Genomic DNA, 17,071 nt, shown 5'->3' with positions numbered 1-17,071 from the left:
TATCGAACTCCTGTACACAATGACAAAGCGTGAAAAAAAGAGCGCGTACATTTGTGTTGTACGCGCTCTTTTTATCTCTTTTGGCTTCGCCTTTTAATTAAATATTTCTGTTAAATCAACCAGTTCAAACTTTTTATCCATCTCAAAAAATGTTCTGAATATAGCAGCGTGCCCTGTGCCAACAAGAACAAAGATGGTCTTCGTATCTGGTTTTAATTGATTTTGAATATTGGCATACATAATGAGATTCCGCTTGTACCAATCGGTCACAAGATTTGCCCCGAAATATTCTTTGCCTCGCATCATTTTGTTCGCAAAAGTGATATAAAAACCCAGGTTATTATCGAGTTTCGCTTTTTCATTTAAGCACAAAAAAACGTCGCTCAGATTGTCTCCATCTAAACAGTTGTCTGATAAACTCTTGTTTATTTGTTCAAATTCCTTTTTTAGTTCCGGATTGGCGTTTACTTCCTTTAGTAGAATATCAAATCTCATTTCTAATAGACTATCGATAGGATACAATTCTTTGTGTTTTACCTTCTTAGCCAATCGAAACCCCAGTTGAAAAGTCTCACCTTCGCTGTAATATCTTTTCATCCGTGCATTTTTTACCGTATCCGTGAACAGGTTGTATTTGTTGTTCAAGTACAATTGATAATGCGCGTTTAGCTGATTCTTTTGACTGAAGTAACTTTCGACAAAAATCTGATCGGGCTTATATGCAGATGCACTAATCAGACTTGTTACATGATCTAAATCTTCTTGATTTTTCTGGGATAGGATATTTCTATCTTTTTGCTTAACCATATCATTTCCCGGATTATTGAAATGGTATGTCCCTAGTAAAACAACCTTAACTTTCTCTTGTGCTGTGCTAAATGATAGCTGAAAAAGCAGGAGGAAAACGGTTAATAAAATTTTGCTGAAATTTTCTTTTTTCATCTGTTTAGTTAGAATTACGAATATTCCGTAAATATACATAATCAGACTTTACCTTATGATATGATGGTTTATTTTTAAAAAGTAAATCTCAGATAATCGTGTTGTAAGGTTTACCCTTTCGGGGACGAAAGAAATATTTAAAAAAAGTGTTACCACATGTAATATTTGAACCCAAACTACCGTTATATAGGTAATTCATAATTTAAGTTAATAATTGGTTAGTAGTAAAAACCTGGAGCGCCCTGCTTCAGGTTTTTTTTATTTTGAGTCACGATATGTTTCCTTGGTGTCACTATCCCATCAGTTTCCGTACAAAGCGTAGAATTTTTTGGGTTTTCTCACCGTATGGAAACCAAAAAAGTTTGGACATGGGCTGTATGGTAACATCGGCTACAGCGCGTTCGTGGGAGAAGGCCTTAAAACCAAATTTACCGAGCGACTGCCCAATACCGGAATTATTCACCCCCCCGAATGGTAGGCCTGGATGCATCAAATGAATCAGCGTATCGTTGATACAGGTTCCTCCAGCTGTTGTATGGGCCAAAACGTAATCAATAAAGCCATCGCTTTTACTAAAAATATACAAGGCCAATGGTTTTTCTTTTTCTTCGATAAGCTGCAAGGCATCGCCTATATCGTGGTAATAAACTAGTGGAAAAATGGGACCAAATATCTCGTCCTGCATCAGGTTATCGCTTGCTGCAATGTCCGTGAGCACCGTCGGCTCGATATAATTTTCTGCCGCATCACTCCGTCCGCCAGCAATCAGTCGAGCTCCAGACACCTGCGCCTGACGTAAAGCATCCGTCAACCGCTCGAAGTGTGCCGCATTAATAATACGGGCGAAATCGGTTGACTGCTGTGGGTCTTCCCCAAAAGCATGCTTTAACTCCTCCTGAAAGACGCGTTCGATATCGTCCTTCAATGCGACGTCAACTAGGGCATAATCGGGTGCAATACAGGTTTGCCCCGCGTTGACAAATTTCCCCCAGATCAGGTTCCGAACGACCTGTTGAAGGTTTACATTTTTATCGATAATAGCGGGCGACTTCCCGCCAAGCTCCAACGTAATATCAGCGAGATGCTCTGATGCGGCTTTCATAACAATCTTCCCCACCGCCGGCGATCCGGTAAAGTGGATATGATCGAAACGTAAGCCCAGTAGATGTGACGTTTCAGGGACTTCACCTTCCACAACGAATACCTGCGTTTCTGGAAATACGGCACCGATAATTTTACGAAGTACCTGATTGATATGTGGGGTATGCTCGGTCAGTTTGACTATAGCGGTATTCCCTGCCGCCACACTGCTGATCAGGTGCGCCATCGGTAAGTTAAACGGATAGTTCCACGGTGTAATAATTAGGGTGTTTCCTTTCGGCTCGTAGTGTAAATAAGGTTTCACATTGAAAAGTTTCCATACTCGTTTAACCGGTTTATCGCGCATCCACTTCGGCAGCTTGGTGATGGTTTCTTTAATCGCCATCTGAATCGCCATGATCTCGGTCACCTCGGTCTCGGTATGGCTTTTACGAAAATCTTTGTAGATGGCTTCTTTAATAGCAAAATCGTGCTCGCCGATCACGGCGGAAAGCGCTTTCAATTTTGCGATCCGCTCATTGGCAGTCGTTTGTTTAAATAATGCCTTGCTGCGCTGTTGCAGCGCATACACACGATCTATTTCTGGTATTGTAGTATAACGAGTCATAGAATTTCCTCCCTTTAGACCGTAAGATACAAAAAATAAAACCGTTTGATAAATAATGAGTTACTAACTTTCTATGGGGTATCCTCGTTTTTCTTTATCTTTAATTGAAATAAAATAACCCGATTTTTAAACTTACTTAATAACACGCTTATGTTTTTTTGGGCATCATTTATCTACCTCGCGTATTTGGCCGTTATCGCTTTGATTATCTATGTTACGTACCGCATTATCGATGGTTGGATTAGTCGAATTATTGCAGTTCGTAAGGAGCAGAACCAGGCTTTGCGCGACATTGCAGAGGCCTTGCGGGATCGAGATTAGGGGATATAAAGGCTGATTTAGATCAGCCCTACATCTTTGCAATAGGCAATCAGCTGTTCGTTTTTAGAAAACTCCATCACCTCACGCATGAGGTTGAGTCGTTTTTCTACGCTGCTCAAACCAGAAGGTTTAATATCGCGCTGCTGGAGATAACTCGGAATATTTTTTTGCTGTATACCTTGGGCAAGGAGGGCAATAATATTAAGATCCAGATTTGTAAACTCATGAGAGTTTTTCTCATTGATTGACTCTTTTACCTCAGGAGATTGGTAAGATTTCAGGCTATAAACTGCATCCAAAGCCTCTCTTAAATGTTGTGCGTCGCGCCGCGCCTTGCGGACATATCCATTGACCAACTTCTTGTTAAACAAGCTATCCACGACTTCTGACCTACTTTCTGATGACAGCACAATAACCTTAAGATCGGGTTGTAATTCTTTTACCGCACGAATCAGCTCGATACCACCGGTCAACTGTTGCGGCGTATTGTCATCTTCAAAAATCAAATCCGTAATCAATAAGTCGTAGGGTTCTCCATCACGAAGTGCATTTTTAAGCCAAGTATAGGCATGGTCGCAGTAATATACATATTTCGTATTTTGAATCCCTAACTCTAGGAGAGTCTTTTGAACCGAGATATTTGCGATCTCGTGATCTTCGGCAATGAGAACTTTTTTGAACATCTATAATCATTTTAACGAAGCGGAATCGCAACCTCTACACGGAGTCCCTTTCCCCCTTCACTAGCAAAAGTAATAGCGCCCCGCATATTTTTAATACGGTTTCCCGTACTGGTCAACCCATTTCCATAGACCACATCGTCTGGTAACCCTATACCAGTATCTTGGTAATGGATCTTTAAGCAATCATCTGTCCTTTGGAAACGTACCACTACACTATTCGCTTCGCTATGTTTCTTCATATTGACCATCAACTCCTGTAACACGTGGCGGATCTCCTCTTTTACATTGGAGGCCACAGCTTGCCAAACTGTCGACTCATTTCCTGCAATCAAGACGCGGTGACTACCTGATGCAAATGATTTAAGTAAATCTGTCACCTGCTCGTTAAATGGTTTTTGACTAAGATCTTCACCCTCTGCTTCGTATGATATGTCTCTTGATTTATGGTACATATCTTCCAGCTTATCCAATATACGCTCACGATCGAGCTCTTCTTTATGCTCAATCTCCGTCATTACCCGATAAATCCCGTTAGCGACGACATCATGTACTTTTCGCGACGTTTTAAGCTGATTGGCTTTAATATTATTTAGTGCATCCTGTTTTAGGCGTTCCTTACGCTTTTTGTAATATAGGATTCCACCGGTCACCACGAGTACCAATAATACACCAAATCCCATACTGACTATACGCTGACGGATTAGTCGCGTCGCCTTCTCGGCATTTTCCTTCTCTAATCTCAGGTTATCTGTGATATTTTTTTCTACTTCGTAGCGAATAAGGGCAAATTGGTTTTTTGCTGCCGCACGAACCTGTTGCATGCTATCACTAAGTCTGTGATAGGTCTCAAAGTGAACCTTAGTCGAATCGACTGATTGTAACCGAATTAATCGCTGAAGCGCTTTCACCTGATCGTCAGCACTCTTGTTTTTCTTAGCCGTATTATACTGAAGTTGTGCGTAGTAGCTTGCGGAATCAGGCCTCGTCTGACTGTAGTAATCAGATAGCGTAGCATAGCTTGAATTTTGTCCCCAAAAGTCTTTGTTTTCTATTCGCATCGTCAAGGCTCTTCGTAAATCATTACTCGCATTATATCCGGGATCATCAAGCCACATGGCCTTCGAAAGATTCGTCAAAACGCGCGCATATGCATTGGTACCTACTTCCTCGCCCTTTAAGGCCTCTTTAAACGCAGCAATAGCGGAAGGAAAATCTTCCATATCGTGGTATACCAGTCCAATATTATTGGTGTAAATACGAATATGAGCAGAATCGTCCGCAAAGCGAATAGCCTGTTTAAAGAATTGAATAGCCTTTGGATATTCCTTTAGCTCTCGAGTCGCTCGCCCCAAATTATTATAATTTGAACTGAGATAAACACGATGGGACGTATCTTGTGCCTTCAGGTAATTGAGCGCACTTAAGGCTGTCTCTTGTGCCCCAAAATAATCATTTCGCTCTTGTTGAACGATAGCCATATTGACCAAGCAGTTACCAACCCCTAGACTATCCTTTTGTTCCAAAAAAAGTTGTTTTGCTTTCTCAAAAAAGAGAAAAGCGCTATCCGATTTCCCATCTTCCAAATAGATATACGCTTGATCAAAGAAAGGATTGCTTAATGTCTTCACATAGGGTGTTTCCTTTTTATTCGAGCAGGCGAAAAAAAGAAAAAGTAAGACAAAAAGATAGCAATAATTCAAACCAGGTTAATTTTACTCGAAAATAGTAAAAAAAGAGTACATTGACTTTACACCTGATTCCAAAAAAGGAAAAGATAGCCCTTTAGCTACCTTTTCTCCTTATCTTTGATATTACGGTTTTTTCGGCGGAACTACGGCTCCACTATCTCCTCCATCACCATCCTGAGGAGCCGTCGGAGTTTCTATTGGACCTTTTGCACTGCTCGTGTTTGACTGTGCCGGTTGACCAAAAAGAAGAGCTAGAATAAAATACCACATATTTCAAAAAATTGAAAGTCAAAAACTAGGTAGGTCCGCGTGCCCCTTGCACGGGATTACTACATTCGTTTTCAGAAGGCCTTCTGAATTTTTTGGGAAGTGGGAGCTTCAATCGCGGGAGGCAGGAGCTGCTTCCCAAACCGGCTAATGACTACCGCGATATATTCTCTTTTGAAATCATCCTCGTCTCTCACCTAGGAGATCCGCGTTGTTCTTATCAACTGATTTCGGAAACAAACATAAATCAGATAAAATGCTTACTATCAACAATTTCCAATCATTCCTTTTATTCCATATTCTTTCCAACATTTCCAATGAAATTCCAAACATGATATAAATGAGGGTATGGCTAAAGTGATTTTGATTTACGGTTTCCCGTAATTTCGACCCATAGCGATGGTTTAATTTTGTGGTAATGTTTGAGCGATTCCAAGAAGCAGCACGTACTGCATACCTAGATTTAAAGAGTAACAACAAGCTTGATTTTAGTCGAGAATGGCCTTCGACAGGTGAGCTAAAGAAGTGGTGTTTGCGTACCTATGCCCGTGGTTTATCGCAGGATGATATTCGGGTATTTCATTTATTTTTTAATGATTCTCATCATGATGATGACCTGGAAAGGGTGATCATGCGTTTTAATTCAGATAAATTCAGACCACTCCGAAATTTTATCATTGGAGAAACACAGCAGCCAGCTGAGAAGGCCATTAAACTCCTTGCGGTATTAATAAATTTGGAGCCCAGACCCTACAAAAGTAGTGACTGGGTCCATATAGAAGGGATATGTATTAATCAGCACGAAGACGTGGTGCCTACCACCAACGAAAACACTGTGGTTCCTAAAAAAAAATCGATAATTCGACAAAGCAAACGACGGTTTTATTTGATCAGGGGGAGATTGCTGACTATAGCTTGTTCGGTTTCAGTATATATGACCACTCCAAAAGGAAATAAATCAGAAAAAATAAAGGGAAGCTTATGGCGTTCAATCGCGCGGATGAGCGCCTATACCATGAAGTTATTTCTTTGAAAAAATAGAAATAAAAAAGAGACACCTGGCTTTCGCCCGATGTCTCTTGTAGGGACTTCCTTTACAGAAAACCCCATAATATTATGTCTTTTACGCCTTTCTTAGGATCATCGCTGAAGCACCACCTCCACCATTACAGATGGCTGCCAAGCCATAGGTACCGCCTTCTTGCTGGAGAATACTCGCTAATGTGACTACGATACGGGCACCCGAACACCCCAATGGATGCCCCAAAGATACCGCACCGCCATATACATTTACTTTTTCTTCGGGGATATTTAAGATTTTAGCATTCGCTAGCGCTACCACAGAAAATGCTTCGTTGAATTCAAAAAAATCGATATCATTTATAGAAAGACTAGCTTTTGCCAGTACCTTTTCTGTCGCCAAACTAGGTGTTGTCGTGAACCATTCTGGCGCCTGCTCGGCATCGGCATAAGCCACTACCTCTGCAAGGGGTTTTAGCCCGAGGCTATTCATTTTTTCTTCGCCCATCAGGATCAACGCTGCCGCTCCGTCGCTAAGTGTGGAAGCATTTGCTGCTGTAATCGTTCCTTCCTTTTTAAACGAAGATTTCAAATTTGCTATCTTATCGAAATTAACCAGTGTATACTCCTCATCGTGCGCGACGACCTGTTCTCCTTTGCGCGTCACGACCGTAGTCGGAACGACCTCATTGGAAAACTTACTATCTGCCCATGCCTTTGCACTACGTTTATAGGAACGAATAGCATACGCATCTTGGGCGGCTCTGTCTATTCCATACTTATCCGCACACAGTTCACCAAAAGCGCCCATCGCATCTTGGCTATAGGCGTCGCTCAATCCGTCCTTTTGAAGACCGTCCAACAAGGGTTGGTGACCGTACTTCGCTCCCCAGCGTGCGGAAGTAACATAGTAAGGTACTTGGCTCATGCTTTCCATTCCCCCCGCAACAACGACCTCGGCATCTCCGAGGCGAATCGCCTGAACACCCTGCGCCACAGCTTTCATCCCACTCGCGCATACTTTATTGATGGTCGTGGCTATCACACTATCCGGTAACCCGGCAAACTTCGATACTTGTCGCGCTGGTGCTTGCCCTAAATTTGCTTGCAACACACAGCCCATCAGCAACTCGTCCACCTCATTTCCTGATAGTCCGACACTACCTAGCGTCGCTGAAACACACTGACCACCTAATTCTGTAGCAGATAAGCTGGAAAGTGCCCCTCCAAAACTTCCGATAGCGGTACGCTGTGCCGCAACAATAAAAACCTTTTTTGACATCTTAATTTCTTTCGTTTATAATAGGGAGTCGACTTGACTTCGTGCAAAACAATAGCACAGTAGCCAACACCGATACAGGTTAAAGGTAAAGAAAAAAGAGCCATTCAACGAAAGAAATTCTTTTCAATTAGTTCGTAGTTGGTGGTGGGTAGTTGGTGGTTGGTAGTGTCTTGCCCTCCTCGTCATATCGACGACAGGAGATATCTATCAACTATATAGGTAAACTAATCTTGAATAGTACTTAGACCTCGACAAACTAAAATCTAAAAACCACAAACTCCCCACACCCCCTGTGGTTCTACGAACTAAAAACTACAATCTATCAACTAAAATCAAATTTTCAATTTCCATGATCGCTTTTCCATCTGAGCGGTTATTTGTATGATGAGCCACGCAAACAATAACGACTTTACGATTCCGACCACTCCTGTCGTCATAAAGGCTGGAAGCTGTGTATACACTGGGGCCAGCAGCGCATAGAACACATACGGCACCAGATAGCAGGTAAGCGTACTGGAAGCCGCCGCGCGAATCGAGTTATACCAGCCTATGTGAGTCTTTCCTTTGGTGAGATAAACCGTAACAAGAAACAACAGTATCCCTATCCCTCCACACAGCATCAGCCAGGAAGGTGTAGCGTGAATCTTAGAGATCCCCCATATGGGTCGCGTTAACATGCCTGCGACCAAAAGCACGACAGCTACCGCTGTTCCGCCAGCATAGAACGCAAGCGGTTTATCCTTCAACTTATTATAAGCAACAGTGGAAAGAACACCTAGCATACAGAAGGCAGCCATCGTGCTATTTTCGGCCAACCACAGATACGGGCGCAGTGCACCAAACTGCGCCCAAAAATCATATTCTCCAGCAACTGTAAAGCCGAAGAAAAGTAATGTCGATACCACCAATACCCAAGTATGACGGTAGAAAAACAGATAAACCAATCCCGCGCAGAGGTACCCCCAGCCAATAAGACCTAAAATTCCCCACCAGTAGACACCCATTGCAGGTATACCACGTGCACCGTCGTTTCTTTCAAAAATAAATGCTAAACCAAGTAACAGGACCACGCCAGCAATACGGTACCAGAAGATATGCTTCATATTCTTGGGATAGACGCGCCATAGGAGAAAAAAACTAAGGATCAACAAACAAACCCACCACGATTTATGGAGGTACGCCCCTTCGTTATAGTTTTCTGCATTGACCAGAAATACCCCCATCACCAAGAGCGCGATGGTGCGTGTTGCAATATGCATTAACACAGCATATGTAGACGCTCCCTTAGCTATTTTATTCGCGATCGCGTATGGAATAGACAACCCAACAATATACAGAAATAGCGGAAAGATTATATCCGAAAACCCCATTCCATCCACATCCGCTGCAACATGCCCAATCCAACTCGGAATATTGGAGAGGGTCCAAATATCGTTGACAAAAATCATGAAGAACATCGTTGTTGCTCGAAGCACATCTATCGCTAGAAACCGGTTTACTGTAGTTGTCGCCATTTTATTTATTTACTTGAGGTTCGCTTTAATTGTTGCCATCAAAGAGCGACTATCCTTTACATCGTAATCGCCTGCCCACAGGTATGCCCCCTTAAAGCCTTCTGCTTTGATGTAATCGGCCTTTTCTTTGACGATGGTTGTGCCATTATAGTACACCCCTTTTCCGATATTCGCTATATATTCTTTTTTATACGCATCGGGGTCCTTACTCTCGCTCAAGATATCTGCAAAACTAACACTCGAATAAGATCCCCATCCCAAGTTGTTTCCATTGGCATCCAATGCGTCATAACGAATACCATAAGCCGGAATGCCAAGTACCAACTTATTCTTCGCATACCCCTTATTAACCCATGTTGCCGCCGCAGTCTTTAGGAAAGCGAGCGATGAAGACTGTCCCAAAGGTGCCCCAGGCCCAACATGTGCTCCGTCGTCATAACTCCGAACGTGTATCCAATCGGCTTTAGAAAGATCCGTATAGTTCCAGTGTAGATAATTGGTCGTTACTGTTGCTGTCACCAGAGACCCAGGTTTTAACGCAGCCTTTAAAGCATTGATAAATGGCCCTACGGCTGCTGCATTGCGACCAGAAATAGCCGCATCATCATTACTTAGGTCGGTCATTAAAATATCGATTCCATCTATATTTTTGCTATTGACATAAGCTGCCAACGTGCTGACCAACTTTGGCATCAAAACAGGATCGGAAATTACACTACCGAAATCATTGTTATTGTATAATGCCCATCCATCCACGCCTGAGAGGCGTCCCGACACACTCAAAAGAGTTGGAATACCTTTGATATGCGAGCGAGCGACCAATTCATCCATGATCTGATTGAGGTCACCTTTCGAAAAATCAACGCCACCTTCAGGCAAGACGCGTGCACCGTTAAAGGCGACATGCGTTACTTGGTTCCAGTCAACAAAAGAAGCATTTCCCTTATCTGTCAGATAAGATAAAGCGACCTGATCGAACGGTTTCGGCGTATAATTCCCAGGGCTAACGAGCACATTAACGATACGGGTGGATGTATTCCCTTGAAACGATGCTTCCAACGTCACCTTAAACTCGCCCCCACCATTTGGCGGGGTAAAAGTAAAGGAGGTGTCGCTCGACACATGTTGCCCATTGACTTTCCAACTGATATCCATCCCTTTGCTTGGAGATGGCGAAAACACCAGTTTTCCAAAATGTACCGTCTCCCCTTCTTTCAATATTCGATTAGGGGAAGTAAAAGTATTGGCGTTATCAAATATCCGGGGGTAAAAATTACCCTCAAACGTATTATCTTTATCGGAACAGCCGAGCTGAAATAAACAGATCACCAAGGCCACAGTTGCTACAATTTTTTTCATTTTTTTTATTTTAAAATCCATCGTCCTCATCTACTTGTTCGTGGGGTATAGGTTATCTTGAATAATCTGGAGCAACGCATGTGGTGCATCCGCATCGCCCAGAAGATGCCAGACCATTACACCACCTGCCCCTTGTTCCCTTGCGTAGATCGCTTTGCTTGCTATGGTTGCCGCTCCATTGTAATAAAAAGTACCCTGCTGCGGAATTACAATTTCATCGGTATGAACCGCCTCAGGATATTGCGCAACCAAAGCTTTATAGGTGATATCATCCGCGATACTGGGACCAAAGCCATACCCATAAAATGGTAGTCCGATAACTAATTTCTCAGGTGCCACCTGACGTACATCGCGCCAATGCGTAAAATCTTTTACCATATGCGCATAGGTCGCGTGTGGGCCTGCATTCGATTTATTCCATGGTCCGGTATAATCGTAAGACATGATATGCACTAAATCATAACGCGCCAACGCCTTATCAGTTATCCGGTTCGAGGTCCATGTTGCTACAGCTGCGGTCATTAGCTTTTTCTTTGCCCGCAAGAGGTCCGATAGTCCCACCACAAAGGATTCATAGTTCTCATCGATAAAGTCTCCTTCCAAATCCACATCAATACCATCCAAACTATAGGTATCCACTAATTTTCCGAAATTCACAATCAAAGCTTTTTGCTTCGCCGGCTTCAATAAATCCTTAAGGTGTTCGGGCGGACTTCCACCAGCAAAAGAAGCAAATACCTTGACATCATGCTGATGCGCTAACTTGACGGTCTCGCTCAACCCTAGAACAGTCGGAAATGTGCCTGTTGCATCTGGATTGATAAACGCAATATTAAGGTGTGTAATTTTCGTAAAATCTAATTTCTTCGCTGCTTCAAGCAATCCGGTGTTGGCGAATAAATACCCAACAACAAAGGCCTTACGCGGCGGGTTCTCTGTGGTTGTATGCTCTTTGCCACAGGCCGTAAGCAAATGCAAACAACTGATCAAAAGCAAGATATATCTTTTCATTTTTTCTTTCTTTTAGGTTTATGGCTTATCCCACCAAACACGATTTGTCCATGTATCTCCTCCTGGTCCAAGCGCTTCAATTGCCGGAGCAACATTCGCCCGATTCTGTTCAGTTTCATTGATCGGGTATTCCAAACGACGCGGAATCTGATTTGTCGTAGACTCTCCCGTAAGTCCAGGCGTCAATGCTGGAAACCCAGTTCTGCGCCAGTTTGCAAACGCTTCTGTACCGTTCATTAAAAAAGTAATCCACAACTGCTTATTGATCAATTCTATTTCACGCCCCGGGATCAGACTATTGCCCTGAATGAAGGTGTTGATCTGCTGATCCTCAATATTCGGTCCGCCTGGATACAGACTTAGGTGTTTGATGGAAGCCCGCATTCCGTTGGCATAATGTGTGGCTGCGGTCCCACCCCAATTACCTCCCCAACGTACGCTTGCTTCCGCCAATAAAAATGACACCTCCGCATAGGTCATATGCAGGAATGGTGCATTATTACGGATCAAGAAATTAGCTAACTGTACTTTTTGGTCGTTGTTTACGATTTCAATCGTTTTGCCATTCGGGAGTTGAATCTTCATCGGGTTTAACCAATCATCCCAAATATAGTCGGTTGGCTTCACGCCATAGTATCCAATCTGAGCTTTTACCTGTTCGGTAATATCAATACGATCAAATGGGCGGTTGATGATATCGATGTAGTAGCGTAAGAAGTGCGGCATGCGCGGGTCGTTTGTACTTTGGAGCTGCTCTACTAAAGTACGGCTCACGCGCGGCAATACTTCCGACTGTCCGATGGCCGCGGAGAGTCCATTTCCGCGCATATCGGCATAGGTATTTTGGATATCTTCATGATGCAACAAACAGATGTCTGCATTGCTTGTAAAAACACCCGCCTCAAATGCAGCAGCAGCTTCTTGACGTGCTTTCTCGGGATTGATCTTCACCAAGCGCATCGCATAGCGCAAACGCAAAGAGTTGGCAAATTTTTTCCAGGATTCGATATCTCCTTTATAGAAGAGATCACCACGCACCTGATCTTTAGATGGATCTAACTGCTCCGCTGCTGCCTTCAACTCCGTAAAGAAATCGTTATAGATATCCTCTTGGCGATCAAATTTAGGACGCGTCACCCGGTCGATATACGCCTTTCCTGCCTCCGAGTACGGAATATCACCATACATATCGGTAAGTCTCGCAAACTCATACACCTTCATAATACGGCATACCGCATTCAGGTTGCTTTGTTCCGGATCATTGGCCGTTCTTTCTACCGCGGAAACCATGTTCACCACACCACTACGGTAGGCGAAATCCCATAACGACGACAGATACTGCCGATTATAGATATACATCTGTCCCCAACGGTTCGCCCAGATTCCCCCCACATGTTGAACAATGGGCATGGTAAGACAAAGGTGAACTTTCTCATTTGACTCCAAGTCACCGGAAAAGCGCAGTTGCGTATTAGTCAACTGTAAGGATGGATCCAGATCACTGGAGCGTGTCGGATCAATATTGGTATCACCAAATTTATTGCAGGATACTGTTGTTAAACAGCACGCTATAAAAACAGTTATAATTGATTTTGCTTTCATTTTCATAACATTTAAGCGCCGATATTTCATGCAGAAAAAGCAGAAGTGCGGACGCAATACATAGACCTAAAACCTGAAATTTAAATTTACCCCCCAGCTCTTACGTGTTGGCAAAGAACCATACTCCAGACCTTGTCCGTTACCGTTATTATAATTGGAATCTGGATCGATATTCGGTACATCCTTAAACAAAATAAACGGGTTTCTACTCACGACACTGACCTGCATCCCCTGAATGCCCCAGCGCTTGGTCAGCGTACTTGGGATACTATAGCCGAAAGTAATCTCACGCATTTTCACATACGATGCGTCGTATATATATGGGCGAGCCACACCACCGTCCTGAACAATCTGTGCCCAGTATACCGATGGATCTACCGCTCGTGCATTCTCGGTAAACACTTCATTACCATTTCCGTCAATCGTGCGGATTACCCCTTTAGGGACGAGTCCACGAACCATACCGGCCTTCGCCCAATCGTCACTCGTCATATGGGCAGCTTGACGATCTTCTTCTGATTTAATCCATTCATCACGTCCTTCCAAGGTAGTTTCCAAACTACCGCGGCTAGCGGCGAAGAGGTTTGTCATAGAAAACATATCAGCGCCATATTTGACATCAATAATAAACCCAAGACTAAAGTCTTTATAACGAACCGAACTGTTTATACCACCTGTCCAATCAAAAATCCCTTTCCCGACCAACTGACGCTCCGTGGATTGCAAAGGCAACAGCGTAATAGGGTCCAAGATCAAGTTACCTTGTGGATCACGCTGTTCATCGAATGCCAAAATCGATCCATAAGGTGCATCTGGCTTAGCGACCACGGCCACACTCATCCAGCGGGCATCCGACAAGGTTAAGAATGGAACCCGATCAGAAAGGGATTCAACCACATTCTTATTTCGTGCAAAGTTGACACTGAGGTCCCATTGAAAGTTTTCCTTTTGAATGGGCGAACTATTCAACATAATCTCCACACCTCTATTGGATACAACACCGGCATTGATTAACTCCCGATCAAATCCCGAAGAAAATGCGATAGGTACCGCATTAATCTGGTCTCTTGATTTTTGGGTATAATACGTTACATCCAACCCTATACGGTTATTCAAAAACTTCAGCTCCGTACCAACCTCAAAAGAGCGAGTCCGTGTAGGGAGCAAATTTTTAGGTGGCAGATTCTGCGTATTAACACTCCCAAAAGCCTGCCCTTTAAAAGAAAGTGGGTTGATGGAATAATATAGATCCAAGAGGTAAGCCTCCGTATCTCCCCCAACCTCTGCGGCCGATGCTCTAAGCTTACCAAATGAAAGGATACGCTTATCAATTTTAAAAGCATCGCTAAACACAAAGCTGGAGGAAACAGACGGGTACACATAGCTATTGTTTTCTACCGGAAGTGTGGAAGATGCATCACGACGGATACTGGCATCCACATACAAGAAAGATTTATAACCTAACGAGAGGAGTCCGTACATCGAGTTGAGGTGTCTCACATAGCTACTTGGCACAATACTTTTATCGGTAAAGCTCGTCGGTGTAACGGCATCTCTCGCGGTCATACTCGTGAAAAGCATTTGCTGACCTTTGTTATTTACGCGTGAAATACTCCCGCCCAGACGTGCTGTTAGGTGTAAATCAGGCGTCAGCTTCTTTTGTGCCGTGACCAACACATCCGCTTCGGTGGTCACAAATTTACGATCCATCTGCTCTAGCGCTCCTGTTACAAAACCAGGGGTCGTCCGGGGATTAAATCGCTCAAAATCAAGAAAGGTAATATCCGTAGAAGCGCGTCCCTGGAGATTCAACCAAGAGGTCGCATTATAATTAAGTTGAGCCGACCCCATTAGACGGTCTTTATCACTTTTATTATACATCTCATTAAGCACCCAATAAGGGTTTAAACGATATGCGCCTCCGCCCCATTCAATGTAGGATCCATCTGGATTTTTAAATGTGTTTGCAAAAAGCGACTGATCCACATTACTTGCCAAACCGATAAAGGAGTTTCCGATGTTACTCGGGCTATCGGCCAATGCAGGGCGATTTTTAACATGCTCATTTAAATACATAGCACGCGCTTCCAATGTTAGTTTAGAACCAAATTTGGAGGTACCATTCAAGGTAAATGTATTGCGACGAAGTCCGCTCGAAGGAATAATATCATTCACCCGAAGATCAGCCGCTGAAAAGCGGAATGAAGAATTTTCATTGCCATTTGTAAAAGACAAATTATTACTAAAGGTCGATCCTGTACGAAAAAAACCGCCGATATTATCCTTGATGTAAGCATATGGACGCTTTACACCGTCGTAGGAGTCGACCAACACATCGGGATCCAAACGTGCTCCAAAATTTTGGAACAAGGTAGTACGAGCTTGCACCACGGAATTTGGTATATTTTGTTTTGTTCCTTGGCCGTATAAATGCTGATATCCATCATAGGTTGTTAGCTGTGTTTCAAAGGAAGAAGTACTATTAAACTCAATGCCCAGCGCTTGGTTTCTGGTTCCCTTCTTTGTGGTGATGAGGATAACCCCATTGGCGGCACGGGTACCATAAAGCGCCGAAGCAGAAGGTCCTTTTAGCACCGATATTTTATCGATATCATCTGGATTAATCGCCGATATAGCATCCCCCATATCATAACCCTCCGCAAATTGTCCAGACCCTGTGCTTCCATAATTGGAGTTATCGATAGGCACCCCATCTACCACGTAAAGCGGTTGGTTGTTTCCGGTAACCGTTGTATTTCCGCGGATAATAACCCGCGCCGAACCGGCCGGTCCACCCGCCGTACTGTTGATGATCAATCCCGGGACTTTACCGGCGAGTGAGTTGATCACATTCGTTTCACGCGCTTTCTTAAGTCCCTCTCCACTCACTTCCGACACGGCATACCCTAGTGCCCGTTCTTCGCGACGGATACCGAGCGCCGTAACAACAGTCTCATCGATTTCCATAGCGGCAATACTCAACGTGGCGCTCAACTGCGTCTGTCCAGGTGCAAGTGTTAATACTTTGGGCGCATACCCAATCAGCGAAAAACGAATCTGGTCTCCAGGATTTCCTTCTAAACTATAGTTTCCTTTCGCATCGGTGCTTGTCGTCTTTTTGGAAATCAAATTGGTAACCGTCACACTCTCCAATGGCTTACGTTCATCGTCCATAACAGTTCCTCTGATCTGCTGCTGGAAAATTTCGATGATGGGTTCTAGTGTTTTGGTTTTCTTTGGCGCGGGAGCCTCTTTCTTTTTGAGAAGTACAGCCTTTTCTTCGATCTTAAACGAGATCGGCTGTCCCTTCAAACAAATAGTAAGCGCTTCCTCGATCGTTGCATTGTTGATTTTAACGGAAATCGGTTTGATATCACGCAGCAATACATTGCTGTATAAAAAATCATAACCACTTTGCTGGCGGATTTCATTGATGATCTCCACCAGCGAAGTATTGGTTCGGTTTAGGGTAATCTTTTGTGCGTACGAACTAGCGTGCGCTTGTACGATGGCCAAGGCTAACAGGACAATCGTTAACTTCATCTTGGGGAGGCTAATTCGTGAGAATAAGCGTTGTTTTCCTTGTTTAAACCACAGAGAAAGTAAATGTGTATTCATAACTTTGTTTATAAGGCTGTTATAGTTGTTTTTTTACGGCTATAGCGAACGTTTTC

General features: G+C 43.5%; 13 protein-coding genes. 2 read left to right on the top strand and 11 right to left on the bottom strand.

The features are described from left to right. Positions 1-93: 93 nt before the first annotated feature. Positions 94-942, bottom strand: a complete 849-nt coding sequence (locus E2P86_RS05455) for a DUF5694 domain-containing protein (protein WP_134431368.1) — start codon at positions 940-942, stop codon at positions 94-96. Positions 943-1,234: 292 nt separating this feature from the next. Next, positions 1,235-2,650: an aldehyde dehydrogenase family protein gene (locus E2P86_RS05450; protein ID WP_134431365.1), complete on the bottom strand. Its 1,416-nt coding sequence runs from the start codon at positions 2,648-2,650 to the stop codon at positions 1,235-1,237. A 150-nt stretch (positions 2,651-2,800) separates the two neighbouring features. On the opposite strand from E2P86_RS05450, the gene E2P86_RS18120 reads away from it, so the two are divergent. Then, entirely contained in the window at positions 2,801-2,971 is a 171-nt protein-coding gene (locus tag E2P86_RS18120; protein ID WP_166785151.1) for a hypothetical protein, read from the top strand. Positions 2,972-2,988: 17 nt separating this feature from the next. Here E2P86_RS18120 and E2P86_RS05445 read toward each other — a convergent pair whose 3' ends face one another. The 3 genes from E2P86_RS05445 to E2P86_RS18115 all read right to left on the bottom strand — a co-directional run bounded on the left by E2P86_RS05445 (position 2,989) and on the right by E2P86_RS18115 (position 5,612). Beyond that, positions 2,989-3,654 carry a response regulator gene (locus tag E2P86_RS05445; protein ID WP_085473877.1) on the bottom strand — a complete coding sequence of 222 codons (666 nt, stop codon included), beginning with the start codon at positions 3,652-3,654 and terminating at the stop codon, positions 2,989-2,991. Between the two features lie 11 nt (positions 3,655-3,665). Continuing rightward, on the bottom strand, positions 3,666-5,282 hold the full coding sequence (locus E2P86_RS05440; RefSeq protein ID WP_134431362.1) for an ATP-binding protein: 1,617 nt from the start codon (positions 5,280-5,282) through the stop codon (positions 3,666-3,668). A 183-nt stretch (positions 5,283-5,465) separates the two neighbouring features. Continuing rightward, positions 5,466-5,612 carry a hypothetical protein gene (locus tag E2P86_RS18115; RefSeq protein ID WP_166785150.1) on the bottom strand — a complete coding sequence of 49 codons (147 nt, stop codon included), beginning with the start codon at positions 5,610-5,612 and terminating at the stop codon, positions 5,466-5,468. A 415-nt stretch (positions 5,613-6,027) separates the two neighbouring features. On the opposite strand from E2P86_RS18115, the gene E2P86_RS05435 reads away from it, so the two are divergent. Continuing rightward, entirely contained in the window at positions 6,028-6,642 is a 615-nt protein-coding gene (locus E2P86_RS05435) for a hypothetical protein (RefSeq protein WP_134431359.1), read from the top strand. Between the two features lie 90 nt (positions 6,643-6,732). On the opposite strand, the gene E2P86_RS05430 is transcribed toward E2P86_RS05435, so the two are convergent. From E2P86_RS05430 to E2P86_RS05405, 6 genes are all read right to left on the bottom strand, one after another. Beyond that, the gene (locus E2P86_RS05430; RefSeq protein WP_134431357.1) at positions 6,733-7,911 is read right to left on the bottom strand and encodes a thiolase family protein; all 1,179 of its coding nucleotides are present in this window, start codon (positions 7,909-7,911) and stop codon (positions 6,733-6,735) included. Positions 7,912-8,243: 332 nt separating this feature from the next. Then, positions 8,244-9,425 carry a DUF5009 domain-containing protein gene (locus E2P86_RS05425; protein ID WP_134431354.1) on the bottom strand — a complete coding sequence of 394 codons (1,182 nt, stop codon included), beginning with the start codon at positions 9,423-9,425 and terminating at the stop codon, positions 8,244-8,246. 9 nt (positions 9,426-9,434) lie between these two features. Then, complete coding sequence (locus E2P86_RS05420; protein WP_166785149.1) at positions 9,435-10,784, bottom strand: glycoside hydrolase family 18 protein; 1,350 nt, start codon at positions 10,782-10,784, stop codon at positions 9,435-9,437. Between the two features lie 30 nt (positions 10,785-10,814). Beyond that, a complete protein-coding gene (locus tag E2P86_RS05415; RefSeq protein ID WP_134431348.1) occupies positions 10,815-11,795 on the bottom strand; it encodes a glycosyl hydrolase family 18 protein in 981 nt (326 codons plus the stop codon). An 18-nt stretch (positions 11,796-11,813) separates the two neighbouring features. Continuing rightward, complete coding sequence (locus E2P86_RS05410) at positions 11,814-13,397, bottom strand: SusD/RagB family nutrient-binding outer membrane lipoprotein (RefSeq protein WP_166785148.1); 1,584 nt, start codon at positions 13,395-13,397, stop codon at positions 11,814-11,816. 66 nt (positions 13,398-13,463) lie between these two features. Then, entirely contained in the window at positions 13,464-16,940 is a 3,477-nt protein-coding gene (locus E2P86_RS05405; RefSeq protein WP_166785147.1) for a SusC/RagA family TonB-linked outer membrane protein, read from the bottom strand. Positions 16,941-17,071: the final 131 nt, after the last annotated feature.

Source organism: Sphingobacterium psychroaquaticum, from assembly GCF_004421025.1.
In the GTDB taxonomy this organism is placed as follows: Bacteria; Bacteroidota; Bacteroidia; order Sphingobacteriales; family Sphingobacteriaceae; genus Sphingobacterium; species Sphingobacterium psychroaquaticum.
The sequence above is the reverse complement of the archived record's forward strand: the minus strand, read 5'-3'. Positions and strand labels throughout refer to the sequence as shown.